This is a genomic window from Bradyrhizobium sp. USDA 4516 (assembly GCF_054055915.1).
The window spans coordinates 5,278,697-5,304,213 of the sequence record NZ_JBSRXT010000001.1 but is presented as its reverse complement, the minus strand read 5'-3'; the positions used below and the strand labels follow the sequence as shown (position 1 = coordinate 5,304,213).

Below are 25,517 nucleotides of genomic sequence, written 5' to 3'. Positions count from 1 at the left end.
TTCGGTTTGCAGCATGGATGAAAGGGGTCTTGCTCAGTGTGGCAGCAGCGCATCGACGTCCTTCCTGAGGCTTGAAAGGGCCGCGGCCGGATCCTGCTTCTGCGAGACCACGAGGTAGCAGTGATCCTCGATGGTCTTGATGATCCTGGAGTTGTTCTCGCCCGGAAACGAGAACCACCCGGTCATCATCGAAATGCGCTGACTTGCGATGCGATGTTCGGGGTGCCGGTCGAAGAACCTGCCGAGCCCGCCAGGATCGTTGATGGCCGCCTGGTTCACCGGCACGTAGCCGGTCGCCTCGACCATGATGGTCTGACCGGCCGGTCCTGCCGCGAACTTGATATAGTCCCAGCACGCCTTCTGCTTGTCGGGATCATCAGTCAGGATGGCCATGCCATTGCCGCCTGCCGGAAGCCTTGCGGTCTGTGAAGCGACCGGCAATGATCCGACCTTCAGCTTGAAATTGCCGGCCGCCGATTGCTGAAAACCTGTCAACAAGCTGCTTGCAGTGAACAGGATGCCGAGCGTTCCTGCCCGGAATGCTTGCCGGGCCTGCTCGGTGTTGAGCGCCGGCTGACCTTCCCTTGCAAGACGCTGCAGCAATTGCAGCGCCTGAAGACCGGCGGGGCCATCGAACGCGATCCTTGTTTCGTCTTCGCTCATCATGCGGCCGCCAAAGGCGCCCACTAACGTCTGGAACGACCAACCGTTGTTGGTGTATTCGACATAGAGGCCGCTGGTGCCCTCGCCCAGGCCAGCGATCTTGCTGCCAAGCGCGATCACCCCCTCCCAGTCCTGGGGCAGGTTGTCGGGGTCACCACCGGCCCTCCTGACGAGATCGATGTTGTAGAAGAGCACGGGAACGGAAATCGCGAACGGGAGCGCATAGGTTTTCCCGCTGTAACGCGCGAACGACGTCACGGCATCCGGGACGCCGATCGTGTTCCAGGCCGGATCGCCCGCGATAAACCCATCGAGTGGCACCGCGATCCCGCGATCGGCCAGGGGGCGGATCTGGTTCAGCCCCTGATGCGTGATGTCAGGCAGCTGCTTCGTTATGTTCTGCCGCAATGTCTGCTGGACGAGACCGTCGTAGTCGACGGCGGGACTATCAAGAACGACGTTGATATCGGGGCGCGCATCCATGAAACCCTGCGCGAGCGACTGGTACAGCCCCCGCGCGGGGGCTGACGCATAGGAAAGGCGGATCGTGAGCCGCGAACCCGCACGGGCGTTCAGGATCGGCGTCGCGGCGGCAGCAGTCGCAGTCGACAGGAAAGCCCTGCGTGAAAGAAACATCGATCGGCTCCATTGGTCTATTGTTTGACGGCCCCGCCGGTCAGGCCCTCGACGAACCAGCGCTGGGCAGCGAGAAAGGCGATGACAAGGGGCAGCACGACGAGGGTGGATGCCGCCATGAGAGGACCGTAGTCGTTGCCGGCCTCCCCGTTTTTGAAGGCCATGATGCCAAGCGGCGGCGGCATCAGCGATTGGTCGCGCACCGCGATCAGCGGCCAAAAAAGATCGTTCCAGTGACCGACGACCGAAAAGATCGAGAAGGCGACGATCGCCGGCAGAGCCATCGGCAGCATGATCCGCCAGACGATCGCGAGCTCGGAAAGGCCGTCGAGACGTGCGGCGTGGACCACGTCGTCAGGAACGGTCCTGAAAAACTGCCGGAACAGAAAGATGCCGAAGGGCGAGACAACGTAGGGGAAGACGAGCGCCGCGTAGGTGTTGAGGATCCCGAGCTGGTAGCCGAGGATGAAGAGCGGCAGGGAAAGCACCTGTTTCGGGAGCAGCAGACCGATCATAACCATGCCGAACAGCAGGTCGCGACCGGGAAAGCGGAGCTTGGCGAGCGCATATGCGCAAGGGGCGCAGACAATGATCTGGAGCGACAGGATAAGGGTGCAGACGATGAGGCCGTTGCCCAAATAGCGCGGCAGCGGCGACTCGGTGAGCGCCTTGGTGTAATTCTCGACGCCGTGGAATTGCGTGGGCCAGAAGGAAGCGCGGAAGATCTCGCCCGGCGGCTTGATCGACAGCAGCACCATCCACACGAAAGGAGCGAGCATCAAAGTGGTGGTGACAAGCAGCACGGCATGCCGAACCATCGCGGCAGCTGGCGACAGGCGGCTCGGAGGGGCGATGCTGTTCATTGGCAGCGCACCGCGCCGTCCATGGCGCGGACCTGGCGCGTGGTGAGTGTCATGACCACGGCGGAAACCACAGCTGCGGCCTCCGCCAGTTCTGATGCTCTCAATAGATGCACGTCCATGGCCACTACCCATCGAACCGTTGCGAAGCACAGCTGCAGCGCCTGTGATCGAACGCGTCGCCGTTACGGGAGAGCAAACACACCCACATTGCTACGAGTGGATGACGCGCATCGAATAATTCGATCTATTGCTGCGCAGAATGCGATGCCTCACAGGCCAGCGTTCGCTCCTCAGAGATCGAATGAGTTTCAGGCGACAAATCCAGCGTTCGTCTGTCCACGGACGGCGCTCGGCTTATGAGCACTCCCAATCCAGACGAAAAGGAACCCAGTGCCGGATCACGCACATGATGATCTCGCGCGCGCATTGCGGATCGCAGTCTTGAACGCGTCCGCTATCGCGGCGATTCAGGAAGGCTTGCCTCAGGTGCTTTATGGACTCCTGGTCGTGCAGAATTTCATTCCAGCAGCGCATTGATTTCGGCGCGAAGCTTGCGCACCTCGGAAGACAAATCGGTGATATGACGAGCTGTTTGCTCAGCCCCGCGTGCGCCTACGAAGAAGAAATGCCCGCCAACGACGTCTCTGGATAAACGCGAGGGAAGCGTCTGGGTCAAGGCACGTAGTTCCCTCCACCGTGCGGCATCGAAATCGAGCGCGTGGGCTTGCGCGCGGATCTTCTGTATATTGAAGAAATTCCAGTTGCTCCGGTCACCCAGCGCGTGCCCGTCGTCGGAGCGATCCGTGGGACTGATCGTCGCGGTCAACGGAAAATCGGAAAAGGAAGAGGCCTTCATGTCGTCATGAGCGTGCTCGAAATTCCAGAACGAACCCCCACCCGAGAAACGTTGGGCAGTGCCCCGGAGCATGACGGGCGTGTTGCAGAGATAATTCTCAAGATACGATTGTTCGTCGAGAATCCTGTGACCATTGATCTGGTTTTGATACGAGAGGCTTGGCAGGAACCCATCGATATACACGCCTCCTGTCCAGAGGCCGTCCGGCGTCAGCGGATCGCCACCCCGTTGTACGAAATTGAGCCCGGCGATCGGCGGCGAAGCGGCCAGCGACAGAAAGCAGGCGGCATCGATACCGCGGGCCTTCAGTGCCGTGTTGACGGCGGCGACAGAACGACCGGCCATGCTCCACATGGCGACCACGACAGGACGGTCCGGCGTTTCGCGCAGGACCTCGGAGGTCACGGAAGCGATCCAGCTCGCCCAGCCCGCGATGGTCAGGTCAGGGACGATCGCGCCAATGCAAGGGTGATCGGTCGGATACGACAGGGCAAGGAGCCCTAGACCGTCTTGCTCCAGCCAGTGGTCCAGGAAATCGGTCCGATCGGAACATGGATCGCCGTAACAAATGCGAGCCAGATGCACCCCGCCGGGCAAAAATATCACAAGCGGACGGTCGCGGCTGCCATCTCTGAAGTACCTCAGGCCAGCTATTTCAGCGAACTCCACACGCTGTTCGCCTGCGAACAGCCGTCCGGTTTCCGGTCGTGTCATGATCGTTTTCTCTGTTTGAAGCGTGTTTAGTGAATCGGTGGCAATCGGAGGTGCCAGTCGGTGACGCCTTGATAGGCGTGGGCGACGGCCAGGAGCGTGACTTCGTCGAATGGCCGGCCGACGAGCTGGCAGGCGACCGGCATGCCGTCCGGGGTGAAACCGCAAGGCACCGTCAGTGCGGGCAGTCCCAGATAGTTGAAAGGCCTCGTGTAAATGTTGACGACGCGGCTGCGGTTGAAGTCTTCGGCGAAGCGCCGGTCGCGCATCTCCTCGATCGTCGGCGGCGAAACTGGCAAGGCCGGCGTTACAAGGACATCCGCATCTGCGAATACCTGCTCACAGAATTCACGCAGGTAGCGGCCCCGCAACGCCAGCGCCTCGAGATAACGCGTCGCCGGAATGAAATTGCCGCGTTGCAGCTGATCGCGATTGGGCTGCGTGATTTCGGCGCCGTGCTGGCGCAGATGGTGGCCGAACACGGTCGCGGTTTCGCAATCGCTGAGCACCGAGGCGAGGTCCCAAAGCAGGTGCCCGTCGGGAAGATCCTTTGGCTCGATGGTGGCGCCTTTGCGCGCCAAAGCTTCCTGGAAGCTCGCCAATGCATCGGCCACATGGTCATCCACCGTGGACCAGAACCGCCGCTGGACGGCAACGCGGATCCCGACGAGCCTTATGGAAAGGCCAGCCTCATAATCCGGAACCGCTTCATCGCTGGAGGTCGGATCACGCGCGTCAAAGCCACTGATGCAGCCGAGCATTCTGGCCACATCACGTGCCGTGCGCGCCATCGGCCCGATCGTGTCGAGAGACCAGGAGCGAGTGAGTGCGCCATGCCGGCTAACCCGGCCACAGGTCGGCTTCAGCCCCACCACACCGCATGCGGCAGCGGGAATGCGGATCGATCCTCCCGTGCAGGATCCAAGAGAGCCGAAGGTCAGGCGGGCGGCCAGCGCGGAAGCCGGTCCGTACGATGAGCCTGGATTGAATCGTCGCGTGTTCCACGGGTTGTGACATGCCCCCAACGGCTCTTCGCCCGGCGTATCGAAGCCCGCGAGCTCGGTCATGTTGAGGGTCCCGATCTCGATAGCGCCGGCGGCGTCCAGCCGCTGCAGCACGGTCGCGGTTCCGCTCGCGATCTCGCCCGAAAAAATCCGCGTGCCGCAGCTCGGGACCCGGCCGGCTCTCGAGAACATGTCCTTGTGCGCAAGCGGCACGCCATGCAGGGCACCGAGGATGCGACCCTCAGCAAGGCTGCGATCGGCTTCCCGGGCCGACGCCAGCGCTTCTTCCCGACTGATCGCGACAAAAGCGTTTATGCGCGGTTGCCACGCATCGATCCGGTCGAGACAGGCCGTGACCGCCTGGTAGGACGATATGCGGCCTTGTTTGATCGCGTCCGCCAGCTCGCACAGGCCCAACGACGTGATATCCCCCGTCACGACGAAGCCCTCGGGCGCTTCAGCAGTGCCAGCATCCGGGCAAACTGCGCCGGCTCATCACCTCTTGCCAGCTGCGATGCGCTCGCCCGGACAAGCGAGTTCAGGCGGACGACATGATCAGCCAGCGCTGCCGCACGTAGGTCCTCCAACGGCAAACCGTGCAACTCGTTCGCCAGATCGGATATGGTTTCCTTTTTCAGCATGCCAATGCGCTCAACGCCCCCCTGCTACGGTCTATCAGGCAACGATGCTCGTGCGATCCGCGCGGAATTTTTCCCTCCAGTCATGCCAGCAAAAGTCAGCAGCATCTTCGCGATCGGTCGTGACGAACCGGGATGAGCGGTGCGAGATGCAGAACACTTGCGAAAGTCCGTAAGGCGCAGCGCCGCGGTTCTGCCCGAAAGCGACGTTGTCGCCGCATGATGGGCCGCGAGCTCGCGATTGTGGATGGCGCGCTGCGGCCCGCGATCCGCGATCGCATCTGCGCAAACGGAGCATCGGCCCGCTAGCCCTGTTCGTCCAGGACGGCGACCGCGCGGATCGGGCTCGCAGTACCGCCCCGAATCCTGAGCGGAAATCCGATGAAGCGAAATCGGCCTTTGCCGACGAGCCTGTCGAGATTCCACATGCACTCGATATGCGTGATGCCGCGGGCCGCACAGGCGAGGTGCGCCTTGTAATTGGCCTCGCCTTCCGGTGCCGGGCTGATCGCCTCGACGCCGAACATCAGAATCTTGCGGTCGGCGAGCCAATGCACGGCATCGACATGAAGGCCAGGAAAGTCGTGCAGATAGCCGGGCGTCCCCCACAGGCGTCGGTTCACGCCCATCTCGATGAGCACAGTGTCGCGCGGCCTGATCTGCTGGCCTGATCGCACGAGAGCCTCTTCCATCTCGGCAGCCGTGATTTCGTGCCTCAACGGCGCATGCGATAGATCGAGGCAGATCGCCTCGGTATAGAAATCCTCCAGGGGAATCTGGTCGATCGATGGCGCTTGAGGATCCGGGTTAAAATGGCAAGGCGCGTCGACATGGGTTCCTGAATGGTCGCTGAGCGACAGCGCCCAGGATTTCGAGGTGAAGCGCGTCGCGCCGGCCTGCTTGATCTCGTCGTGATCGTTCCAGACTCCCATGATGATCGGCGGATGCAAATGGGGCGCCGGGGCGCGATGGTGTAGTTCGCGGCTTAGATCGATCAGTGGCATGCCTGACATCTCCTGGTAACTTCATCTTTGGGGGTCTCCTGGCGCGCCGATCACGCCACGGGCCCTTTTGGAACTGGATTCCAGCCGATCATGCTCGCCGCGAACGTCGAGCCCCGGCTTCGCCACGAGGAGCTTCCTTCTCTCGCCTGCACTTCGTTTTGAGCCGGGACATCAGGACCGTCGGCGCTCGCGGACGAGATCTCTGCGCGTCCGCATCGAGCGGTCCTCCCGCTCGATGCGAACCGTCGCCCGGCAGTCCGCAAGACCGCTTGTCGATCCAATGCACTCCACGATAGTTTCCAGGAAACGACGCCCTGGCAGCTCGCCCCGGGGCGATCGGATGGCCGCCATCCTGTCCGACTCGTCATGGATCGCGGGCGCGTCGATCGAGAGGGATAAAGCGAACATCCCGGTTCTCCGGATGCGAGCGTATTCGAGCGGGATTCATCGCGTTCTCGGTTCGTCCTTCCCGCGAAGCAGGAAAGATTGGCAGCGGCGACGGACGACGGATTGTGGGCGCTCGCAGACGAGCTTTGCTCAGCGTGGCAGCAGCGCATCAACGTCCACTCTGAGGCTTGAAAGGGCTGCGGCCGGATCCTGCTTCTGCGAGACCACGAGGTAGCAATGATCCTCGATGGTCTTGATGATCCTGGAGTTGTTCTCGCCTGGAAACGAGAACCAACCGGTCATCATCGAAATGCGCTGATTGGCGATGCGATGTTCGGGGTGCTGGTCGAAGAACCTGCCGAGTCCGCCAGGATCGTTGATCGCCGCCTGGTTCACCGGCACGTAGCCGGTCACCTCGACCATGATGGTCTGACCGGCCGGCCCTGCCGCGAATTTGATATAGTCCCAGCATGCCCTCTGCTTGTCGGGGTCGTCAGTCAGCACGACGATGCCGTTGCCGGCGGCTGGAAGTTTGTCCGTCTCCGCGGAGACCGGGATCGATCCGACCTTGAGCTCGAAATTGCCGGCGGCGGACTGCTGGTAACCGTTCAGGGCGCTGCTTGCGCCAAAGAGTATACCGAGCGTTCCGGCCCGGAACGCCTGCCGCGCCTGGTCCCTTTCAAAAGCAGGCTGACCTTCCATTCCGAGGCGGTGCAACAATTGCAGCGCCTGAAGACCGGCGGGGCCGTCGAACGCGATCCTTGTTTCGTCCTCGCTCATCATGCGGCCGCCAAATGCGCCCACCAGCGTCTGGAACGACCAGCCGTTGTTGGTGTATTCGACATAGTGGCCGCTGGTGCCCTCGCCGAGGCCAACGATCTTCCTGCTAAGCGCGATCACGCCATCCCAGTCCTGGGGCAGGTTGTCGGGATCGCCGCCGGCCCTCCTGACGAGATCCGTGTTGTAAAAGAGCACGGGAACGGAAATCGCGAACGGGAGCGCATAGGTTTTCCCGTCGTAGCGCGCGAACGACGTCATGGCATCTGGAACGCCGATCGTGTTCCAGGCCGGATCGCCCGCGATGAAGCGGTCAAGCGGCACCGCGATTCCGCGATCGGCCAGAGGGCGGATCTGGTTCAGCCCCTGGTGCGTGATGTCAGGCAGCTGCTTCGTTATGTTCTGCCGCAACGTCTGCTGGACAAGACTGTCGTAGTCGACCGCGGGACCATCAAGAATGATCCTGATATCAGGACGCGCCTCCATGAAACGCCGCGCGAGCGTCTCGTAAAGGCCTTTGAGCGAGGCCGGAGCATAGCAGACCCTGATCGTTGTCTGTGGTCGCGCGTGGGCTTTGAGCACCGGCGCTGCGGCCGCAGCAGATGCCATCGACAGGAACGACCTGCGCGAAGGAAACATCGATCGTCTCCCTTGATCCGTCGTGTGCCTGGCTTCGCCGCCCATCCCGACGAACCGTCCGAGAGCCCCGAAAAGTTTTCGCGCGGCGACCTTGGCGAAAGCGATCCGATCAGCGGAGATCGACGGGACCAGGCGTCCGGCCGACGGACAGCACGGCATGTCGACGAAACGCGGCAAGCGGCGACAGCTGCCGACCGACATCATGACGCTCATTGATAATGCACCGATCTGTCCATGGCGCGGACCTGAATCAGCGTGAGCGTCACGACGATGGCGAGAAAGACGACAGCGACCGCCGCGCCATATCCGGTGTGCAGATACTCGAAACTCTCCCGATACAGCGTGTAGAGCAGGACCTCGGACGCGTGACCGGGCCCTCCCTGCGTAAGCACTTTGACGGTGTCGAACGTCTCGAACGCCCTCAGCGCCACGACGATGACGACGAACATGGATACCGGACCAAGCATGGGGAGCGTGACGGTACGCAGCCGGTCGAGCCCAAGATCCGCGCCGTCGATGTCGGCCGCGTCGTAAAGGTCCTGCGGGATGCTTTTGAGGCCGGCGAGAAACAGCACCATGGCGTAGCCGAGGTTCTGCCAGATACCGATGACGGCGAGCACCGGCAGCGCGGTATTCTCGTCACGCAACCAGTTGGCGACCGGAAGGCCGAAGGCGGCGAGCGTCTGGTTGATGAGACCGATCGTTGGATGCAGCAGCGCGTCCCAGGCGATCGCCGTGGCGGTGATCGTCGCCATGAACGGCAGAAAGTGGACGGCGCGGTAAAAAGACCGGCAGGATTTGCCGCTTTCGACAAGAAGCGCGACCAGAAGACCGACCACGACAGTGCCCGGCACGACGATCAGGACGTAGAGGATCGTATTGAGGAGCGAGGCCTTGAATCCCGGGTCGGCTAGCACCTGTCGGAAGTTGGCGAGGCCGACGAACGAAAGAGATCGGGACCCGAACTGCCAGTCTGTGAGAGCGATGACGAAGACCGCCGTCACAGGCAGAAAAAACAGCACGACCAGAAAGAAAGTGGCAGGCGCGGCAAGCGTCCAGGCAGCCAGCGCTTGCGCAAGACTTCCCCTGCGCTCCGCGCCGGACGACGTCCGATCGCCAGCGATCGGGCAAGGCTCGTCGGCGGCGCCGGAAAGCGCGACGGTCCTGTTCATCAGGCGATCTCCCGGATCGCCGGGAGCGATTCCCGGCCCTGCCGCACGTCTTGGCGCAACCGCCGTCCGTCGCGAGCAAAGAGCAGCAGCCGATCCGCCCGCACGCCGAGATGCAGGGTCTGGCCAGATGCGATCTGGGGCGCGCGTTCGGCCCGCAATCTCGCGAGCACAGGCTGATCGACGCCAGGCAGGCTAAGATGCACGAAGAGATCCGATCCCATATGCTCGACGAGCCGCACGGAGCCAGTTAGCGTGTCCGGTCCGCCATGTTCGGCAAGCTCAAGGGCCTCGGGGCGGATGCCGAGGGTGAGAGGTGCGCTGGCAGCCGCATCGGCCTTGATCCTGAGCGTCGACCCGGCAACATCGATCAGGCCGCGTTCACGCACCACGCCATCGAGCAAGTTGATCCTCGGCGAACCGATGAATTCGGCAACACGTCTGTCATCGGGGTTCGCATAAATGTCTTGCGGACGCGAGACCTGCAGCAGCTCGCCGTCAAGCATCACGGCGACCCGGTCCGACAGGGTCATGGCCTCCGCCTGATCATGGGTGACATAGACGAAAGTGGCGCCGAGCCGCCGATGCAGTTCCTTGATCTCGGCGCGCATCTGCACTCGCAAAGCGGCGTCGAGGTTGGACAGCGGCTCGTCCATCAGGAAAACGGCGGGATGGCGCACCATCGCCCGGCCCACGGCCACGCGCTGCCGCTGGCCGCCGGAGAGCTGTCCCGGTTTGCGGCCCAGCAGATGTGCGATGCCGAGCGAGCGGGCCACTCTCGTCACCTCCGCTTCGATTTCCGCGGTGATCCGCGCGTGCCCCGGCACCAGACGACCGAGGAGAGATAGCCTCTGGATCGCCGACAGACGGCGCATCCGGAGCGGCAGCGCCATGTTGGAGGCGACCGTCATATGGGGATAGAGCGCGTAGGACTGGAACACCATCGCGACGTCCCGCGACTTTGGCCGTAGCCCATCCACTGCACGCCCGCCGATCGAAATCGAACCCGCGTCCTGCACCTCGAGCCCGGCCACGATGCGCAGCAGCGTCGACTTTCCGCAGCCCGATGGCCCCAACAGCGTCAGGAACTCGCCGTCCGCGATCGACAGTGACACCCCCCGCAGCACGGATGTCGGGCCATAGTTCTTCCGAACGCCGTCAACCTGCAGGGATGCCATAGCTTCGCTTCCAGACCATCATGAAACCTGACGTGTTCGCCAGTTCGCGACCGGTTCAAGACGCGTTTCGCTACGATTGAATGACAATCATCGAATAACTCGATGTGAAATTGCAAACATACGATGCGAGCTCTGAGCAGCTCCCAAGACACAGCGCTGACGTTGATCACGTCGCTGCGAACAGCGACGCACTAAGGACAAGCGAACGCGTGGCATTTCAAGCAGCTGACTTCCGTTGCGCTTTACATCTGCCGCTGCCTTCCGATCGGGATTGGCGGTCGCGGTGCGCGACGGCGAGCCGGGAGTAAATGCATCGGGCGCCCTTTGCCGCCATGCTTCGTGTTTGACGCCCTTGTCGCATCGAGCAACGCCGTCATGAATATCAGCTGCTCGCCCCGCCGTCGTTTTGGCCGACCGCCAGCTCCGACGTGGCCCGATCGCGGTCGAGCTCGCACGATCAGAAGCGGATTTTTGCGCGCGTTGGAGCGAATGACCCGCGCTGGACGAAGGGTAGGACATCCGAGGTCGCTGCCATCGACCAGTACCCGGAACGGGAACGCGCAGGACGGACGGGATGGTCACACCCGAGCATGATCGGTCGGATGCGCGTAGAATCTCGTCGCGTGTACCCCGACGACCTTCATGCTATCGGTCGCCAGCGAAACACGCCGATAAGTTTGGGCAGACCGGGCCCTTGAGCGCATCCAGGCTGACGGACCTCGTCGCACAGGAGAGCTAGCCGGCGAATTGGTGACAGCCATCTGCGGCACCACCGGCGGGACAGCGGGACGCAGACGCTGGAGATGGAGGCGGGCCGCCGCGACTTACGATCGATATATCAAAAAATTCGATTGCATGATTGGTTGACCGATTCACGAGCGGCTAGAAATCACCGAACGTTCGCTTTCACGTTTGGACCCTCTTTTGTCTTTCGTCCCAACATCGCTCGATCCCCTCCGCGGCTCGAGAACCATGCAAATCGGAGCTGTTGGACACGGCGCCGACTGCACATGGTCAGCGCGCCATCGATTCCAAATAGCGACCCGCGTCCTGGAAGCGGAAACCTGGACCATTCGCCATCGGTTCATAAAGGCCCGGGCCCGCTGTGACGACCATCACCCCGCCGCACAGGGTGATCCAAGAAACGGCGGCGGCGCGCAGCCGAGATCGTGCCGCGCAGCTCGTCAGTGCATAGCCGCGAGGAAGCGGTGTCGCCGCCCGTGTGTCGAGCATGACGAAGCGGCCATCGTCCGGCGTCATCGTCTTAGGTCGGAATTCGTTCCATCCGCCCGCGCGTTAGCCGAACGCCGCGGCCTCACGAACAGGTATCCACGCCGGCAATCGGCGCCATGGACGAGCTTCATGGCCGCGCTGTGCCGCGTCGCGACGGCGTGCTCGCCGCGATCGCGGCACCGCTCGCATGCGCACTCTCCTGAAGGATTCATCATGCCACAAGCCAAAAGCCTTCGCGTTCGCATGGCCGAGAACGGTCTTCTGCAGATCATGGCTGTCCACAGCCCGCTCTCGGCAATCCTCGCTGAAGAGGCGGGATTCGACGGTCTATGGGCCTCCGGGTTCGAACTGGCGGCACTTTACGGGCTCGCGGACATGAGTTTGCTCTCGATGACGCAACATCTCGACATGTTGCGGGCGATCGCCGGACGCACGAGGCTGCCGATCGTCGCCGACATCGATACGGGATATGGCAACGCGATCAACGTGATCCACGCCATCGGCGAATACGAGCGGGCCGGCGCGAGCGCGGTCGTCATCGAGGACAAGACCTTTCCCAAGGTGACGAGCCTTGTTGCCGGTGGTCGTCAGGAACTGCTGCGCGTCGAGGAATTCCAAGGCAAGATCGAGGCCGCCATCGCGACAAGAGGGACGCCCGATTTTCTCGTCATTGCCCGCACCGAAGCCTTGATCGCAGGTCGCGGCGAACAGGAAGCTCTCGATCGAGCGCGAGCATATGTCGAGGCGGGCGCGGACATGATTCTGGTCCATTCGAAGAAGAAGGATCCTTCCGAGATCGAAAGCTTTTCGCGCACTTGGAGCGGATCGGCGCCGCTGGTTATCGTGCCGAATGCCTATCCCGATCTCGACGCCAGGCGAGCCAAGGCGCTGGGCAACATCCGGATGATGATTTACGGCAACTGCGGGATCCGCGCCGCGGCAATCGGCATGCAGGAGGCCTTCCGCCGGGTGATAGCCGACGGCGGCGCCCAAAACGTCCATAAGGACATTCTACCGGTCGAGGAGATTTTCAGGCTTCAGAAGATGCACGAGATCAAGGCGGCTGAAGCTCGCTTCCTTCGCTGAACGCGACCTTTAGTATCCTCCTTAATCAACGAGATCCTGAAACGATACTCAGCGCTCGAGCTCCGCTCCAGCGCTAGCCTGACGCTGGGAACGCATGGGCAATCGGTTTTGTCCTCTGGAAGTTGCGGGCTCTCTCGATGGCAGGATCTGTCATCGCGCCGACAATCCTCCATGGCCGTTTGAAGATCCAGTCCTGGAGAAAGCCGTCGACAGCGATCGAAGTTAGCGAGCCAAAGTGTACGTATCGTACCATGGGGCCGATTTTGTGCGCGAGATATCGCTGATAAGCAGTAATCCGGCCATACAATCGAATAATGTGATGGAGCATTCATTCTTGGCAATGGCCTGCCGTCGCAATCAGCGGGCATTCCAGAAGCTACCGGAGCAGAAGATGGCTGCCGAACACGATGAAGTGCCCCTCAATGCAATCCGGGCATTTGTGACCATTGCGCGCGAAGGAAGCGTAACGCGCGCGGCTGACGCATTGGGAACGACCCAGAGCTCGGTCAGCCGCTACCTGGCTGTGTTACAGGACTATCTCGGTACTGACCTCGTGGAACGGCGAGGTCGGCGGAGCCAGTTGACAGAGTTTGGGAGACTTTTCGCGAACACCGTCGCCGAACCGCTTGATACGATCTGCTTCACCGCCAAGAGAATGCAGCGCCGGAACCGATCGGACCCCAACCGGATTGTGGTCCGTACGTCGCTTTCTACCTTTGCTCACTCCTTTCTGATTCCGAATCTCCAAGCTTTCTCTGCTGAGATGGATGGCGTGATCGTAGACGTGATCAGTTCGTTGTCTCCACCGACATCATCTGACAATTTCGACATCTTGATTACGCGCGATCTGTCCCTCATTGAGCCGGCCGACGATTGGGAAATCCACAATGAGATACTCGTATGCGTAGGGTCTCCAAATCACGTAGCCGGCAAAACGCTCTCGGTTGTTCGTTCGATGCCAATTTTGAACATCACATCCCGGCCGGATATCCTACCCACATGGCTGAGGGCGATGAATCTCACCACAAAAGATATAAAGTCGGGAGCGCGATACGATCACAATTACCTTGCTCTACCGGCTGCGATCACGGGAAACTGCCTGCTGGTAGCGCCGGAAATCATTGTCAGCGATCTCGTGCGCGGGGGCGTGCTGCATGCGATACCAGGATCGCGGGCTCCCAGTGGCATGCAGTATCGAGCCTACGCGGTCGACCGTAGTGACAATCTCGAAATCGCCCGTGCCTTTTGCCGATGGGTCGCTCGGCTCTGCAAGAAGGCTGCAATCCCGGAAGCCGCCTAATATCGCATCAAGCGATACCAAATCAGCTCACACGGACACAGACACGGTAGCCCAACGTGGCCGAAGCTGATCGTTCAAACGGCGACGAATGATCCAAACCAGCCTGCTTTTTTTCATTCACCTCTGGTTCTTCCGCGGTCGCGAAAAACGAACCGAAGTGATGCCCAGAGGATACCAAGCGCAATAATGACATCACTTAGCTTACCTGCGAGGGGTTATTTTCGGGACCACGGCTACAACTAACCGATCGGAGCTTAGGGCTCATCGTACTTGTCTTTGCGCTTGTGACGCAGCAAGGCGCGATAACCGACCCGGGTGAGACGCAGCCCCTTCTTGACCAGGCGAACGATCAGGCTGCGAACATCGCTTGTTTTCCATCCTCGATCGGGAATGCGACGCGCGCCGAACAGGCCTTCCGCGATTTCGCGATAGCTGTTTCCTTCCAGCCACCCATCTGCGGCACGCAAAGCAAGGATGAGCCGATGCCGGGTCTGGATCGGCAGAGCACGTGGGGACGGCCCGAGCGGACGCTTTTCGAGCGCTCGCCAAAAGCGCTGTGCCGCTCGCAAACGAATGTCGAATTCGCGGTCGAGCGGGAGATCGACGACAATCACTGAGCGTCTCGAGGGCAGTTCTCTCAGCCAAAGGCGGTGCTTCGCTCCTCCGAGCGGTACGATGGCATGCCATCCATCTGGCGCCCGACGAAGCTCGCTGCCCGTTAGTTTGCCGAGATCCAGGTCGTACCGTCTGGACGACCTCAAACCGATAATTGGGTGGACCGGCAGCACGGTCGACAGCGCCTCGGGCGCCCAGAAAATGGCTTGTTTGTCGAACGGTGTTCGCGGATCCGAGGCGAAACGAAAGCCCCCACTTTCCTCGGAAGTGATCCGTCGTCGCGTCGGATCGTTCGCTGCTGGTCAGGATCTCATAGTCTCTTTCATACTCAAGGTCGCGACGTAGACATTCCCAGGCAATGTCCTCCGTCTCTACCGTCCTGGCATCAGGATATGCTTGCTTCGATCTCCAGTCAGCGGCTGCCATCGTACTTCTCTTCCCCGCACGTTCATGCAAGGAAATTGCAGCCCACGATTGTGACGATTTCTGGTTGTGCCAATGCGTTTGTTCAATACTGATGCGCTCCGTCGATGGAACAATCAATTTTTGTGATTAGAGCTGGACAAGAAATCAGTCCGCTTCCAGTGCATCCATTATTCACCCTTCGGCCAACCGCGTCGCAGGAGATGACGATAGCCGTGACGCGCCATCCATTTGGCGCGAGCCAAATGAGTGTCGAAAGCACGGCGCGCGCGATCCGGCTCAAGGACAGGATCAACACCGAGCACAATGCGCGCGACTTCGCGCCAATCTGCATTATCGGCCTGTGCATCGAGAAGGCGCAGGTAGGTAACGACGTGCTGCTCATCGTATGGCATAAGTTCAGGCGCGCTGGGCGCCACATCTGCGATCTTCGGATCGGCCGACACTGCCTGGAACTCCTAGCAAACTGAAAAACTCTATAGAAATCTGAGCGACGGTAGCCCGCTTCACGGCATCTTGGTACCGGATTGATTGCCGCAGCCTACAAAATGTTTCCTCGCAGAAACATCGATTGGAGGCGGCTATCGGATATCTCGGGGCCTCGTTCCGTCGCCTGTCTCGATTTCGCTCGCTCCGACCCTTCGCCGGTGTTGATTTGACCGCGTCCATATCGCTCGGAGCGCGATCAGCAGATTTGCGTCCTGCAAGCCCCTGCTCGCTTGTTGCCTGCAAGTAGAAATCGACGCGTCTGGTTTGGCTGACGCACCTGTTGCCTCCACTCGCTGACCGATGATGGCTGCTCGGTTTGGTCGGCTGGCGAGAACATTGTTCTCGATTCCGAGCTCCACGGGAGAAAGTTTGCTGTTTGGTCGCGGCGCCGTGAAGAAAGCCTCGGTAATCCCGGTTAGCCATCCATTTTGCGGCCGCCAAACGGCTGACGAACGGTTCGCGAGTGCGCACTGGCCGAGATCTGGATCGATATGCAGCACGGTCCGATCAACCTCTTTCCGGTCGGCGTCGGCGGCTTCCGGATCGAGAAGTCGCCAGCAGGTCACCACATGCCGCGCGCCACGGGCAACAGCACTGAACAATCCGGACGAGGATCAGCCACGGTTCAGTGGTGGGGTCCGGATGATCTTACGCGCGCGCAGCAGAGCGACGCAGTTCCGGTTCACAACGAGCGTGAGACGTCATTTTGTCAAGTATATCGAGGTGCAGTATATCGAGCAAGCGGCATCCTTTCCCGCATGGACTTGCGGGAAACATTCGCCACCAATTTGCGCCGTCTGCGCAAAGCGAGGGGATGGTCGCAGGACGAGCTTGCCTTCGAGGCAAAGATAAGCCGGGGCTATTTGAGCGAGCTTGAAACGGGCGAGTACTATGTCAGCATCAAGATCATAGGTCGCCTTGCCGACAAGCTCGACGTGGAGCCTGCTGAGTTCCTGAAACGGCCTTCAAAGAGAGGGCGCTAGGTGTCTGGTCCCGGAGTGTGGGGGAATCAGCCAAACTGGTCCTTCATTCCGGGAGGACCTATGGGCCAGATACTCCATGGCAGCGCCACGACCACGCACGCGATCCGAGCGGCAATACAGCGATCGAAGGCTCCGCTCAAAGAGCTAGCCGCCCAGCACGGGCTCAACCAAAAGACGGTCGCCAAGTGGCGTAAGCGCACCTTTGTCCACGATGCGCCGATGGGGCCAAAGACCGTGCGCTCGACCGTGCTTTCTGCCGAGGAAGAGGCGATGGTCGTCGCCTTCCGCAAGCACACGCTCCTGCCTTTGGATGACTGTCTCTATGCGCTGCAGGCGACGATCCCGCATCTCACGCGCTCGTCCTTGCACCGCTGCCTGCAACGTCACGGGATCAGCCGCTTACCCGAGATCGCCGGCGACAAGCCCGCCAGGCACCCCTTCAAGCGCTACGCCATTGGCTACTTCCACATCGATATCGCTGAGGTCCGCACCGAGGAAGGCAAACTCTATCTCTTCGTGGCGGTGGACCGGACCGCCAAATACGCCTTCGCCCGGCTGGTGAAGAAGGCCACGGGTGCAGCAGCCAGGGCCTTCCTCGAAGAACTGGTGGCGGCCGTCCCTTTCCGGATCCACACTGTACTGACCGACAACGGTATCCAGTTCGCCGACCTGCCTAAGAATCGTGATGGCGCCACTGCAAGCTGGCGCGGCCATCCCTTCGACCGGGCCTGCCTGGGACACGGCATCGAGCATCGCCTGACCAAGCCCAATCATCCTTGGACTAACGGTCAGGTCGAGAGAATGAACCGCACGCTCAAGGAGGCAACCGTCCGGCGATACCACTACGAGACCCACGAGCAATTGGAAGATCACCTCGCTGCCTTCCTTGATGCTTACAACTTCGCCAGACGCCTTAAGACCCTGCGTGGTCTCACGCCCTATGAAGCTATCTGCAAAGCATGGGCCGACGAACCAAACCGCTTCAGGATCGATCCCATCCACTTGACCTCGGGACTGAACACCTAGCTCGACCCATCTGAATTCAGGCCTTGCTCTCAATCCATTTCTTCTGGCTACCGTTGCCGTTGAATGCTGGCCCAGGAGGTCATTCCGCAGGATGACCTGGCGCATGTGCAGCAGACCAAACAGCTCTGGTTCAAAATGTGCACAATACGACATTTTGTGAAGTATATCGAGGTGCAGTATGTCGGGCAAACGGCTTTCTGTCCCGCATGGATTTGCGGGAGACATTTGCCACTAATTTGCGCCGTCTGCGCAATAAGAGGAGATGGTCCCAGGACGAACTTGCCTTCGAGGCCGAGATAAGCCGGAGCTATTTGAGTAAGCTTGAAAAGGGCGTGTACTACGTCAGTATCAAAATCATAGGTCGTCTTGCCGAAAAGCTCGAGGTTGAGCCTGCCGAGTTCTTGAAACGGCCCGCGAAGAGGGACCGCTAGAACGCCCCAATACACCTCTTACTCTCAATCCATTTCTTCTCGTATGTTCGGTACCCCTTGAATGCTGGTCTAGTGATTTCCGGCGTCCGGGAATGGGCTTCGGCGGCCCCATGGATTCGGGAAGGGCGCGACGCACGACCGCGTCGATGTGGCCGTCGGAATGCACGCGACGATCTCCGTGGCGACACATCAGCCTGGCGAAATGTCCGTGATGCTTGATGCTCGCCCAACGGGGGCCGCCCCGCGCACCGGGCGGGACCTTACTCACTCGCCATTCCTGCGAGGCGCATCTGGAGCTGAATACAACCATCGTCACCTCATCCTCGAACAGATTCGCGTAGATCGGCGCGTTCAAGGAGGTTTTGTCGGAGTCGAGCGAGAGAGACCCACCGCCGTTGGATCGCCGACCAGGCCGGCCCGATCGCCGCCCTACCCGCACAAATGCGAAGGCTTGGCGCATTGTTGCTTGCGCGGTCGTGGCTGCAATCGTGAAGCCCCTTGGCGAGCCTTCGCAGAGGTTGACGATGTCTTCCAACGCGCGGATCACGAATGGACTTAATGGACTTAACGAACCTGGTCCCTCGCTCCGTGCAAACCGATAGTCCAAGTATCCGAGCGTGCCCGCATGCGCATGTAGACACTGCGGTTTTGATCTGCTTGAAGCCTGTCGCCAAAGCCGAGGCGCGCGCCGAACCTTTCGGCGCAGAAGACGCGGGCAAGAAAGCCGCGATCGATTCCGCAAGGCTCGAGGCTGACATCAAAAGCTCCCGATATCGGCGTAGGTTCGCAGATCATGGCGCGACTCAGTTCAGGCTGCACCCAATGGTCAGGTAGTCGGCCGAGGCCACATCGGGCGGGCTGATCAGTCGACGCGCGTCGAACACCGTCATGCCATCGACTGCCAACGAGGTGAGTTCACCATAATCCTTCGTCCGAGTCGCGATGATGATGATCTCAGCCCACTCGACCTCGCGCGGCTAAAGCGGGATGGCTTTAGTCTGAATCGATTTGGGGATCCCAAATCAGTGTGTTTTTGATTCACCATGCTGGCTGGATAGGAGGCCAGCGTGGATGGGCAAGCCTTATTCTCTGGATCTCCGTAAGCGTGTGGTGGCTGCGATCGAGGGCGGGATGTCGCGCAATCGAGCCGCCAAGCAGTTTGGGGTGGCGATCAGCACGGCCATCGGCTGGATGAAGCGGGTCGATGAGACCGGCAGCGTTGAGCCTGGCCAGATCGGCGGCTACAAGCCGAAGGCAATTTCGGGCAAGCACGCGGTCTGGGTGTCACAACGGATCAAGGACGGCGATTTCACCATACGCGGTCTCGTTGCCGAGCTTGCCGGACGTGGCCTGAAGGTCCGCCCGGACCGATCAATCCCGCAACATACAGAGGACACATCCGCTGCCGGGTCTTATGACCCAGCCGGTCGTCGCAGATGACTTCGAAGGCGTCGACACCTCTTGTCGCAGTGCAGAGGTTTGCCGCCTCGTTCGAGATGGATATCTTGCTGCTCAGAAGGTGTTGTCATCCTTGGCGCGCTCTCGAACTTATCGAATTCCTGAAGAGTGAATCGTCTATACTTGACGAAGCTCGCACGTCACTTTCGTCCGAAACGTACGAACGATTTGAGCTGCCTTCTCGGGCCAGCATTGTCCCCGCATCTGGTTCGCGCTAAGTGGAACAAGCTAGGGATAGAGAAATCAGCTGATGATCAATGAGAATCTACTGCGGGCCCCGGTACTGCAATGGCGCGCCAGCATTCCACCCTGCAACGCGGCTCCATTTGAAGGCGGCGCCACGAGATCTGGCTGCGCAGCGGGACGTCGCTGACTGCGCGCTCATGAAGGCGGCAAGTGTCAACGGCTGCCGGACAGCCGTCGACGCGCTAGTGAACTGCGGCCAAGCCGGCGCTCTGCCGATTGCGGTCTGCTGCGAGGACGCGTCATGAGAATAGACTGCGAGGTCCCCGCCTTCCGCCAAGAGGCTCGCTTGGCAGCGCCCGTCATCGACCGCTCCCTGGAACGACTGGAGAGTACTGCGCAGGGCTGCGCGAGGCTGGTACTGGTCCAGCCCACCTTCCAGCACGGCGATCCGACGGAGCTCTTCGCACAGGCCAGTCAGGCCCGAATGCCGGCGCGGCTCATTCCATCCCTCGTGCAACCGACGGGCAGTGACGTCCTGAAGGAATGGGGTCGATCAGGCACCATCGGTTTGGCGCCGACCCTCGACGATCCCGATCCGCTGACCGAGACCCTCGAAACTGCCCTCCAACTGGGCTTCCACTTGGAGGTGTCCGGCGGAGTGGAAGGACGAGAGCGCCTCGCTGAACTACTTTGGCCGACGGCCATCGTCTTGTGTTCCGGGATTTCGGACTCGCGGGCAGCGCCCGCGATCCAATCTGGGATCCGTGTATGGACCGGCTTCTGGCACTCGCTGAAGGCGCCGAGGTATGGGTGAAGCTTTCGGGAATCGGACGAGTTCCGGATGCTTGGGCCACGGCAGCGGCAGGGCGGACCTGGCGCGGCGCCTGTAAGCTCTCCAGGACGATCTTGAGCTTCTCATCCTCGGACCAGCGCCGCCGCCGGCCCGTGTCCACCACCTCAAGCCGTTCGACTTGGGCACTGCGCCTATCACTGTCCATAAGGACAGTCTCAACAATACGCCTCATTCGGCAAGGCGGCCTTCACCGGACGGATACCCATCTCCCTCCGGTGAGGGCCGCCTTGCCGGGTTAAAGGGAGTGGTGTGTAACAGCGCTTATGGACAGCCATAAGTTCAGTGCTCAGGTCGAACGGTTCGAGGTTGTCGAGACTGGCCGTCGCCGTCGCTGGACCGATGATGAGAAACTCAAGATCGTTCTGGAGAGCTTGCAGGCGCCGCGCGCCGTTTCATCGACAGCACGACGATACGGCATCTCGCGCTCGCTCCTGTTGACTTGGCGACGATCGTTTGGAACGCGGACGAGCGACATTGAACAACCTCAGCTAGCCTTTGTGCCGGCGATGGTGATTCCGGACCAAACGGCGACGTCGCCAGTAGCTTCGGCGGGGCCAGCGAGCGGACGCATGGAAATTGTCGTCGGCAAGGCTTGTCGGGTGATCGTGGACGCCGACGTGGATATGACACGCATTGTCTCGCGTGTTGGATCTGCTGGAGCGGCGATGATCCCGATCGCAGCAGGGGCGAGAATCTGGATCGCAACCGGCCACACTGACATGCGCAAAGGCATGCAGGGTCTGGCATTGCTGGTGCAGGAGGGGCTGGGGCGAGATCCTTTTGCCGGCGATGTCTTTGTGTTCCGTGGTCGTGCTGGCACCCTGATCAAGCCCTTTGGCACGACGGGGTCGGGCTGTCGCTTTACGCCAAGCGACTGGACCGTGGCCGCTTCATCTGGCCGGCGACGGTGGACGGCGTGGTATCGCTGACCGCAGCTCAGTTGGGCTATTTGCTGGAGGCGATCGACTGGCGCAACCCCCAACACAGCTGGCGGCCGCAGAGCGCAGGATAGGTTGCCCAATAGTCCCGCGAGATTGCAAAAAGCGCGCGCCAAATCGCGGTTTTTGTGATTCCATCGGTGGATGGGTGACGGTCCCGAGAAGCTGCCGGAGGACATTGAGGCGCTACAAGCGGCGTTGCTGGCGACGCGCGCTGAACTCGCCAGCATTCGCGCCCAGCAGTCCGACGACCATGCGCTGATCGCTCACCTGAAGCTGCAGATCGAAAAGCTGAATCGTGATCGTTATGGCCCTCGCTCGGAGCGTACCGCAAGGCTGCTGGATCAGCTCGAATTGACGCTGGAGGAGCTTGAGGCCTCAGCGACTGAGGACGAACTCGCTGCCGAAATGGCTGCAACTAAAGCCACGAAGGTGGCCTCGTTCACGCGCAAGCGACCATCGCGCCAGCCGTTCCCGGAGCATCTGCCTCGCGAGCGGGTAATCGTGCCGGGACCTGTGGCGTGCGCCTGCTGCGGCGGCTCGCGATTGTCCAAGCTCGGCGAAGACATCACCGAGACGCTGGAGGTGATCCCGAAATCCTGGAAGGTGATCCAGCACGTCCGGGAGAAGTTCAGCTGCCGTGATTGCGAGAAGATCAGCCAGGCCCCGGCGCCCTTCCACGTCATCGCCCGTGGTTGGGCCGGCCCCAGCTTGCTGGCGATGGTGCTGTTCGAGAAGTTCGGCCAGCACCAGCCGCTGAACCGGCAGGCCGAACGCTATGCCAAGGAAGGCGTGCCGATCAGCCTGTCGACCCTCGCGGACCAGGTTGGTGGCTGCACAGTTGCGCTGACGCCCTTGTTCCGGCGCCTCGAGGCCCATGTGCTGAGTGCCGAGCGATTGCACGGGGATGACACGACGGTGCCGGTCCTGGCAAAAGGCAAGACCGACACCGGCCGCATCTGGGTCTATGTACGCGATGACAAGCCTTTTGGCGGGCAGGCCCCGCCGGGGGCTGTGTTTTATTACTCGCGCGATCGCGCCGGCGAGCATCCTCAAGCCCATCTGGCCGGCTATAGCGGCATCTTCCAGGCTGATGCCTATGGCGGCTATGGCAAGCTTTACGACCCGGGCCGCAACGCAGGTCCGATCCTGGAAGCGGCGTGTTGGGTCCATGCCAGACGGCCGTTCTTCGTGATGGCTGATTTGGCAGAGAATGCGCGCCGCAAGGTGCACGGCAAAAAGCCAGCGGTGATCTCGCCGCTGGCGCTGGAAGAAGTCCGCCGGATCGACGCCTTGTTCGAGATCGAGCGCGGCATCAACGGCGAGACGCCCGAGCGGCGCCGGGCCGTGCGCCAGGAGCGCAGTGTCCCGCTGGTCGCTGATCTGAGGGTCTGGATGCGCGAACAACGCGCCAAGCTCTCACGGCGCAACGATGTTGCGAAGGCGATGGACTACATGCTCAAGCGCTGGGACGCGTTTACCCGCTTCCTCGACGATGGTCGCATCTGCCTGTCGAACAACGCCGCCGAAAGAGCTCTGCGCGGTATCGCCCTGGGGCGGAAGTCTTGGCTGTTCTGTGGCTCCGACCGCGGCGGCGACCGTGCCGCGATGATGTACAGCCTGATCGTCACAGCCAAAATGAACGACGTGGATCCACAAGCCTGGCTCGCCGACGTCCTGGCACGCATCGCCGCGCATCCAGCTCAAAGGCTCGACGAACTCCTACCCTGGAATTGGCGCGACCAGAACAATCAAGCCAATCAGGCTGCCTGAGTGACCATTACGCGGTCCTCACCGGATGCTTACAGTTCAACTTGCGATCTCTTTATATAAGAATCAACAAGCCCTCCATCAGAACGAATTCCAAATATTCAGTGCAAGGCGAATGCACTCCCGCACTGTTTAGGTTTTCCAAAACATTGCAGAACTTACTGTCGCGGCATCTCCGCAGCAAGCAAGGCCCTGATATCGTCATCAGAGATGAGTTTCTTTCGATCCGCCAAAGCTTTAAATTGCACGAACGCGCGTGCTAGGCTAGACTCTGAATGTTGGCAACCGAGTTCTTGCACCTTGCGGGCGAACGCATGACGACCGGAGTGTTTTCCCATTACGAGTGACGTATGTTCTACACCAACGCTCTCAGGTTTCATGATCTCGTATGTCTGCGCATTCTTCAAAATACCATCTTGATGGATGCCCGCTTCGTGCGCGAACGCATTCCGACCAACGATAGCTTTGTTGTACGGTATAGGAAATGAAGTCGCCTCACTTACCAGCCTGGACGCGCGAGCGAGCATCTTGGTTTCAATATTGGTCCAATAAGGTAGCACATCATGGCGAACTTTAATGGCCATAACGATTTCCTCCAAAGACGCGTTGCCTGCGCGTTCACCGATTCCATTTATTGTGCACTCAACCTGCCGCGCGCCAGCGCGGATTCCGGCGAGCGAGTTCGAGACGGCCATCCCAAGATCGTTATGGCAATGTGTCGAAAAAGTCACCATACTGGAGTTGGGCACGCGCTCCTTCGCCATCGTTACCATTGCAGCATACTCTTCCGGCATGGAATAACCGACAGTGTCTGGTAGGTTGATCGTGGTCGCTCCGGCGTTGATCGCAGCCTCAATACAACGACATACGAAATCGCGATCGCTGCGTGTCGCGTCTTCGCAACTCCACTCGACGTCGTCAGTATGGTTTCTCGCTCTTGTTACTTGAGCGATCACCAAGTCGTACACCTCCTTTTCTTCCATCTGAAGCTTCCACTTCATATGGATTGGCGAAGTGGAAATGAATGTATGAATGCGACCGCGCTTTGCGGACCTGACAGCCTCGCCGCAACGATCGATATCCTCGCGCTTGGCACGCGCAAGCCCACATACCACGGCATCCCTTGTCTGCTTAGCAATCGCATGTACGGCTGCGTATTCTGCTTCCGACGAGCCCGGATATCCTGCCTCTATGACATCGACTCTCATTTCCTCGAGCATCGCTGCGATTTGAAGCTTATCTTCAAGTGTCATTGTCGCGCCGGGCGACTGCTCACCGTCACGCAAGCTCGTATCGAAGACAATAATTCGTTCCTTCTCAGAAGACGAGACAACAGAAGTCATAAAATCAGCTCCTTCTATTTGCTCAATGTTCAGCGAAGACGAGCACCAGTCTGTCTCTATGGAGTCCACTTCTGCGTCACTGCCACGGAAGCATCATCGCTTGCGTATCGTAGACGGATTTGAGATGTCAACGCCGTCGCTGGATGTTCCAAAGAGTCTATTAGTGCTGAAATTTTGCTTACGTCGAGGCTTTCCTGGAGGCGAAGGGACTCTACTGCCTCAACGTCTACCAGTTTGCGCAACGCGACGCATACTACCAACTTTTCTAGTGTTAGTGTGGAAGTTGCTACATTGCCTTTTCGAAGGACGTATACCACATCCATGCAGCTAGTAGCACGACAGCCAAATCACCGGATTAACGCCTACAGCGGGGTACGTTGATCTTCCTTTTCACTCGCACCGTGCCCAGGTCGGGGTAGAATCCTGCGCCGCGCCTCGCCATTGGCGCACGCGCGATCGGCGACTTTTAACACGATCCGATAGTGAATCCCGCCGATCTACATTGTATCTTCGGCGAGGACCTAAGAACGACGCCGCTGAGCGGCCGCGATCCACCAAGTGGTCTCGAAGATGCGGCGCGTCCCAGAGCCTCCGGAACCAACGCTTCATCGCGCAAGCGGTCTTGTTGGACCGCTAGGTAGCCATAGCCGGCTGCGCTAGCCGCTCCGGCGAATGCGCGGTCCGCCATCTCAATGGTTATCGCGGCATCCTGCAGGTGGATGGCTATGCCGCCTATAACAAGCTCGCGCGATCCGATCGCGGCAATGATGGCATCACATTGGCTGGCTGCCGAGTAGGCGGGGATGTTGCCATCCCCGCACCGGGTCACCGGAGGCGGTCGCCCGCCCCCGGTTCCCA

At 60.5% G+C, this 25,517-nt stretch carries 19 protein-coding genes and 6 pseudogenes; 10 read left to right on the top strand and 15 right to left on the bottom strand.

Going from position 1 to position 25,517, the window contains the following annotated elements:
* Positions 1-33 precede the first annotated feature (33 nt).
* The 10 genes from ACVI1L_RS24455 to ACVI1L_RS24410 all read right to left on the bottom strand — a co-directional run bounded on the left by ACVI1L_RS24455 (position 34) and on the right by ACVI1L_RS24410 (position 11,785).
* Positions 34-1,299 (bottom strand): extracellular solute-binding protein, encoded by a 1,266-nt coding sequence (locus tag ACVI1L_RS24455; RefSeq protein WP_456784035.1) that lies wholly within the window; start codon positions 1,297-1,299, stop codon positions 34-36.
* A gap of 17 nt (positions 1,300-1,316) precedes the next feature.
* Positions 1,317-2,162, bottom strand: a complete 846-nt coding sequence (locus ACVI1L_RS24450) for a carbohydrate ABC transporter permease (protein ID WP_456784034.1) — start codon at positions 2,160-2,162, stop codon at positions 1,317-1,319.
* A 517-nt stretch (positions 2,163-2,679) separates the two neighbouring features.
* A complete protein-coding gene (locus tag ACVI1L_RS24445; protein WP_456784033.1) occupies positions 2,680-3,732 on the bottom strand; it encodes a hypothetical protein in 1,053 nt (350 codons plus the stop codon).
* Positions 3,733-3,758: 26 nt separating this feature from the next.
* Complete coding sequence (locus tag ACVI1L_RS24440; protein WP_456784032.1) at positions 3,759-5,171, bottom strand: amidase; 1,413 nt, start codon at positions 5,169-5,171, stop codon at positions 3,759-3,761.
* Positions 5,168-5,374, bottom strand: coding sequence for a hypothetical protein (locus ACVI1L_RS24435; RefSeq protein ID WP_456784031.1), 207 nt, complete (start codon positions 5,372-5,374; stop codon positions 5,168-5,170). Before ACVI1L_RS24435 ends, ACVI1L_RS24440 begins: the two co-directional genes overlap by 4 nt.
* Positions 5,375-5,676: 302 nt before the next feature.
* Complete coding sequence (locus ACVI1L_RS24430; protein WP_456784030.1) at positions 5,677-6,375, bottom strand: cyclase family protein; 699 nt, start codon at positions 6,373-6,375, stop codon at positions 5,677-5,679.
* A gap of 537 nt (positions 6,376-6,912) precedes the next feature.
* Positions 6,913-8,223 carry an ABC transporter substrate-binding protein gene (locus ACVI1L_RS24425; protein ID WP_456784029.1) on the bottom strand — a complete coding sequence of 437 codons (1,311 nt, stop codon included), beginning with the start codon at positions 8,221-8,223 and terminating at the stop codon, positions 6,913-6,915.
* A gap of 164 nt (positions 8,224-8,387) precedes the next feature.
* Positions 8,388-9,350, bottom strand: coding sequence for a carbohydrate ABC transporter permease (locus tag ACVI1L_RS24420; RefSeq protein ID WP_456784028.1), 963 nt, complete (start codon positions 9,348-9,350; stop codon positions 8,388-8,390).
* Positions 9,350-10,525 (bottom strand): ABC transporter ATP-binding protein, encoded by a 1,176-nt coding sequence (locus tag ACVI1L_RS24415; protein ID WP_456784027.1) that lies wholly within the window; start codon positions 10,523-10,525, stop codon positions 9,350-9,352. Before ACVI1L_RS24415 ends, ACVI1L_RS24420 begins: the two co-directional genes overlap by 1 nt.
* Positions 10,526-11,539: 1,014 nt before the next feature.
* The gene (locus ACVI1L_RS24410; protein ID WP_456784026.1) at positions 11,540-11,785 is read right to left on the bottom strand and encodes a hypothetical protein; all 246 of its coding nucleotides are present in this window, start codon (positions 11,783-11,785) and stop codon (positions 11,540-11,542) included.
* Between the two features lie 102 nt (positions 11,786-11,887).
* Here ACVI1L_RS24410 and ACVI1L_RS24405 point away from each other — a divergent pair, with 102 nt between their 5' ends.
* Positions 11,888-12,844 (top strand): isocitrate lyase/phosphoenolpyruvate mutase family protein, encoded by a 957-nt coding sequence (locus ACVI1L_RS24405; RefSeq protein ID WP_456784025.1) that lies wholly within the window; start codon positions 11,888-11,890, stop codon positions 12,842-12,844.
* Positions 12,845-13,235: 391 nt separating this feature from the next.
* Positions 13,236-14,144 carry a LysR family transcriptional regulator gene (locus ACVI1L_RS24400; protein WP_456785601.1) on the top strand — a complete coding sequence of 303 codons (909 nt, stop codon included), beginning with the start codon at positions 13,236-13,238 and terminating at the stop codon, positions 14,142-14,144.
* A gap of 254 nt (positions 14,145-14,398) precedes the next feature.
* Here the strand turns inward: ACVI1L_RS24400 and ACVI1L_RS24395 are convergent, their stop codons facing one another.
* The 3 genes and pseudogenes from ACVI1L_RS24395 to ACVI1L_RS24385 form a co-directional block, all read right to left on the bottom strand.
* Positions 14,399-14,758: a DUF2285 domain-containing protein gene (locus ACVI1L_RS24395; protein ID WP_456784024.1), complete on the bottom strand. Its 360-nt coding sequence runs from the start codon at positions 14,756-14,758 to the stop codon at positions 14,399-14,401.
* A gap of 250 nt (positions 14,759-15,008) precedes the next feature.
* A pseudogene (locus ACVI1L_RS24390) lies at positions 15,009-15,185 on the bottom strand (transcriptional regulator domain-containing protein); the annotation flags it as partial.
* A 167-nt stretch (positions 15,186-15,352) separates the two neighbouring features.
* Positions 15,353-15,628, bottom strand: a complete 276-nt coding sequence (locus tag ACVI1L_RS24385) for a DNA -binding domain-containing protein (RefSeq protein ID WP_456784023.1) — start codon at positions 15,626-15,628, stop codon at positions 15,353-15,355.
* Between the two features lie 534 nt (positions 15,629-16,162).
* On the opposite strand from ACVI1L_RS24385, the gene ACVI1L_RS24380 reads away from it, so the two are divergent.
* The 5 genes and pseudogenes from ACVI1L_RS24380 (at position 16,163) to ACVI1L_RS24360 (ending at position 20,569) form a co-directional block, all read left to right on the top strand.
* Positions 16,163-16,654 carry a helix-turn-helix domain-containing protein gene (locus ACVI1L_RS24380; RefSeq protein WP_456784022.1) on the top strand — a complete coding sequence of 164 codons (492 nt, stop codon included), beginning with the start codon at positions 16,163-16,165 and terminating at the stop codon, positions 16,652-16,654.
* 60 nt (positions 16,655-16,714) lie between these two features.
* Entirely contained in the window at positions 16,715-17,680 is a 966-nt protein-coding gene (locus ACVI1L_RS24375) for an IS481 family transposase (protein WP_069280608.1), read from the top strand.
* A gap of 206 nt (positions 17,681-17,886) precedes the next feature.
* Positions 17,887-18,111, top strand: coding sequence for a helix-turn-helix domain-containing protein (locus tag ACVI1L_RS24370; RefSeq protein ID WP_456784021.1), 225 nt, complete (start codon positions 17,887-17,889; stop codon positions 18,109-18,111).
* 1,071 nt (positions 18,112-19,182) lie between these two features.
* Positions 19,183-19,470 (top strand): annotated as a pseudogene (locus ACVI1L_RS24365) (IS630 transposase-related protein); the annotation flags it as partial.
* A 631-nt stretch (positions 19,471-20,101) separates the two neighbouring features.
* Entirely contained in the window at positions 20,102-20,569 is a 468-nt protein-coding gene (locus ACVI1L_RS24360) for a hypothetical protein (RefSeq protein WP_456785689.1), read from the top strand.
* Positions 20,570-20,645: 76 nt separating this feature from the next.
* Here ACVI1L_RS24360 and ACVI1L_RS24355 read toward each other — a convergent pair.
* Positions 20,646-20,753 (bottom strand): annotated as a pseudogene (locus tag ACVI1L_RS24355) (IS66-like element accessory protein TnpA); the annotation flags it as partial.
* Positions 20,754-20,871: 118 nt separating this feature from the next.
* Here ACVI1L_RS24355 and tnpB point away from each other — a divergent pair.
* Together tnpB and tnpC are read left to right on the top strand one after the other, a co-directional pair.
* A pseudogene (gene tnpB / locus ACVI1L_RS24350) lies at positions 20,872-21,620 on the top strand (IS66 family insertion sequence element accessory protein TnpB).
* 70 nt (positions 21,621-21,690) lie between these two features.
* Positions 21,691-23,319, top strand: a complete 1,629-nt coding sequence (gene tnpC, locus ACVI1L_RS24345; protein WP_456784020.1) for an IS66 family transposase — start codon at positions 21,691-21,693, stop codon at positions 23,317-23,319.
* A 167-nt stretch (positions 23,320-23,486) separates the two neighbouring features.
* Here tnpC and ACVI1L_RS24340 read toward each other — a convergent pair.
* Positions 23,487-24,659 (bottom strand): annotated as a pseudogene (locus ACVI1L_RS24340) (2-isopropylmalate synthase); the annotation flags it as partial.
* A gap of 658 nt (positions 24,660-25,317) precedes the next feature.
* On the opposite strand from ACVI1L_RS24340, the pseudogene ACVI1L_RS24335 reads away from it, so the two are divergent.
* Positions 25,318-25,449 (top strand): annotated as a pseudogene (locus ACVI1L_RS24335) (IS66 family transposase); the annotation flags it as partial.
* Positions 25,450-25,517 lie beyond the last annotated feature (68 nt).

Bases quoted from the DNA above. Each gene is read 5' to 3' on its own strand.
- ACVI1L_RS24455 (WP_456784035.1), bottom strand. From the start codon at position 1,299: ATGTTTCTTTCACGCAGGGCTTTCCTGTCGACTGCGACTGCTGCCGCC.
- ACVI1L_RS24450 (WP_456784034.1), bottom strand. From the start codon at position 2,162: ATGAACAGCATCGCCCCTCCGAGCCGCCTGTCGCCAGCTGCCGCGATG.
- ACVI1L_RS24445 (WP_456784033.1), bottom strand. From the start codon at position 3,732: ATGACACGACCGGAAACCGGACGGCTGTTCGCAGGCGAACAGCGTGTG.
- ACVI1L_RS24435 (WP_456784031.1), bottom strand. From the start codon at position 5,374: ATGCTGAAAAAGGAAACCATATCCGATCTGGCGAACGAGTTGCACGGT.
- ACVI1L_RS24430 (WP_456784030.1), bottom strand. From the start codon at position 6,375: ATGCCACTGATCGATCTAAGCCGCGAACTACACCATCGCGCCCCGGCG.
- ACVI1L_RS24425 (WP_456784029.1), bottom strand. From the start codon at position 8,223: ATGGGCGGCGAAGCCAGGCACACGACGGATCAAGGGAGACGATCGATG.
- ACVI1L_RS24420 (WP_456784028.1), bottom strand. From the start codon at position 9,350: ATGAACAGGACCGTCGCGCTTTCCGGCGCCGCCGACGAGCCTTGCCCG.
- ACVI1L_RS24415 (WP_456784027.1), bottom strand. From the start codon at position 10,525: ATGGCATCCCTGCAGGTTGACGGCGTTCGGAAGAACTATGGCCCGACA.
- ACVI1L_RS24410 (WP_456784026.1), bottom strand. From the start codon at position 11,785: ATGACGCCGGACGATGGCCGCTTCGTCATGCTCGACACACGGGCGGCG.
- ACVI1L_RS24405 (WP_456784025.1), top strand. From the start codon at position 11,888: ATGGCCGCGCTGTGCCGCGTCGCGACGGCGTGCTCGCCGCGATCGCGG.
- ACVI1L_RS24400 (WP_456785601.1), top strand. From the start codon at position 13,236: ATGGCTGCCGAACACGATGAAGTGCCCCTCAATGCAATCCGGGCATTT.
- ACVI1L_RS24380 (WP_456784022.1), top strand. From the start codon at position 16,163: ATGCAGCACGGTCCGATCAACCTCTTTCCGGTCGGCGTCGGCGGCTTC.
- ACVI1L_RS24375 (WP_069280608.1), top strand. From the start codon at position 16,715: ATGGGCCAGATACTCCATGGCAGCGCCACGACCACGCACGCGATCCGA.
- ACVI1L_RS24370 (WP_456784021.1), top strand. From the start codon at position 17,887: ATGGATTTGCGGGAGACATTTGCCACTAATTTGCGCCGTCTGCGCAAT.
- tnpC (WP_456784020.1), top strand. From the start codon at position 21,691: ATGGGTGACGGTCCCGAGAAGCTGCCGGAGGACATTGAGGCGCTACAA.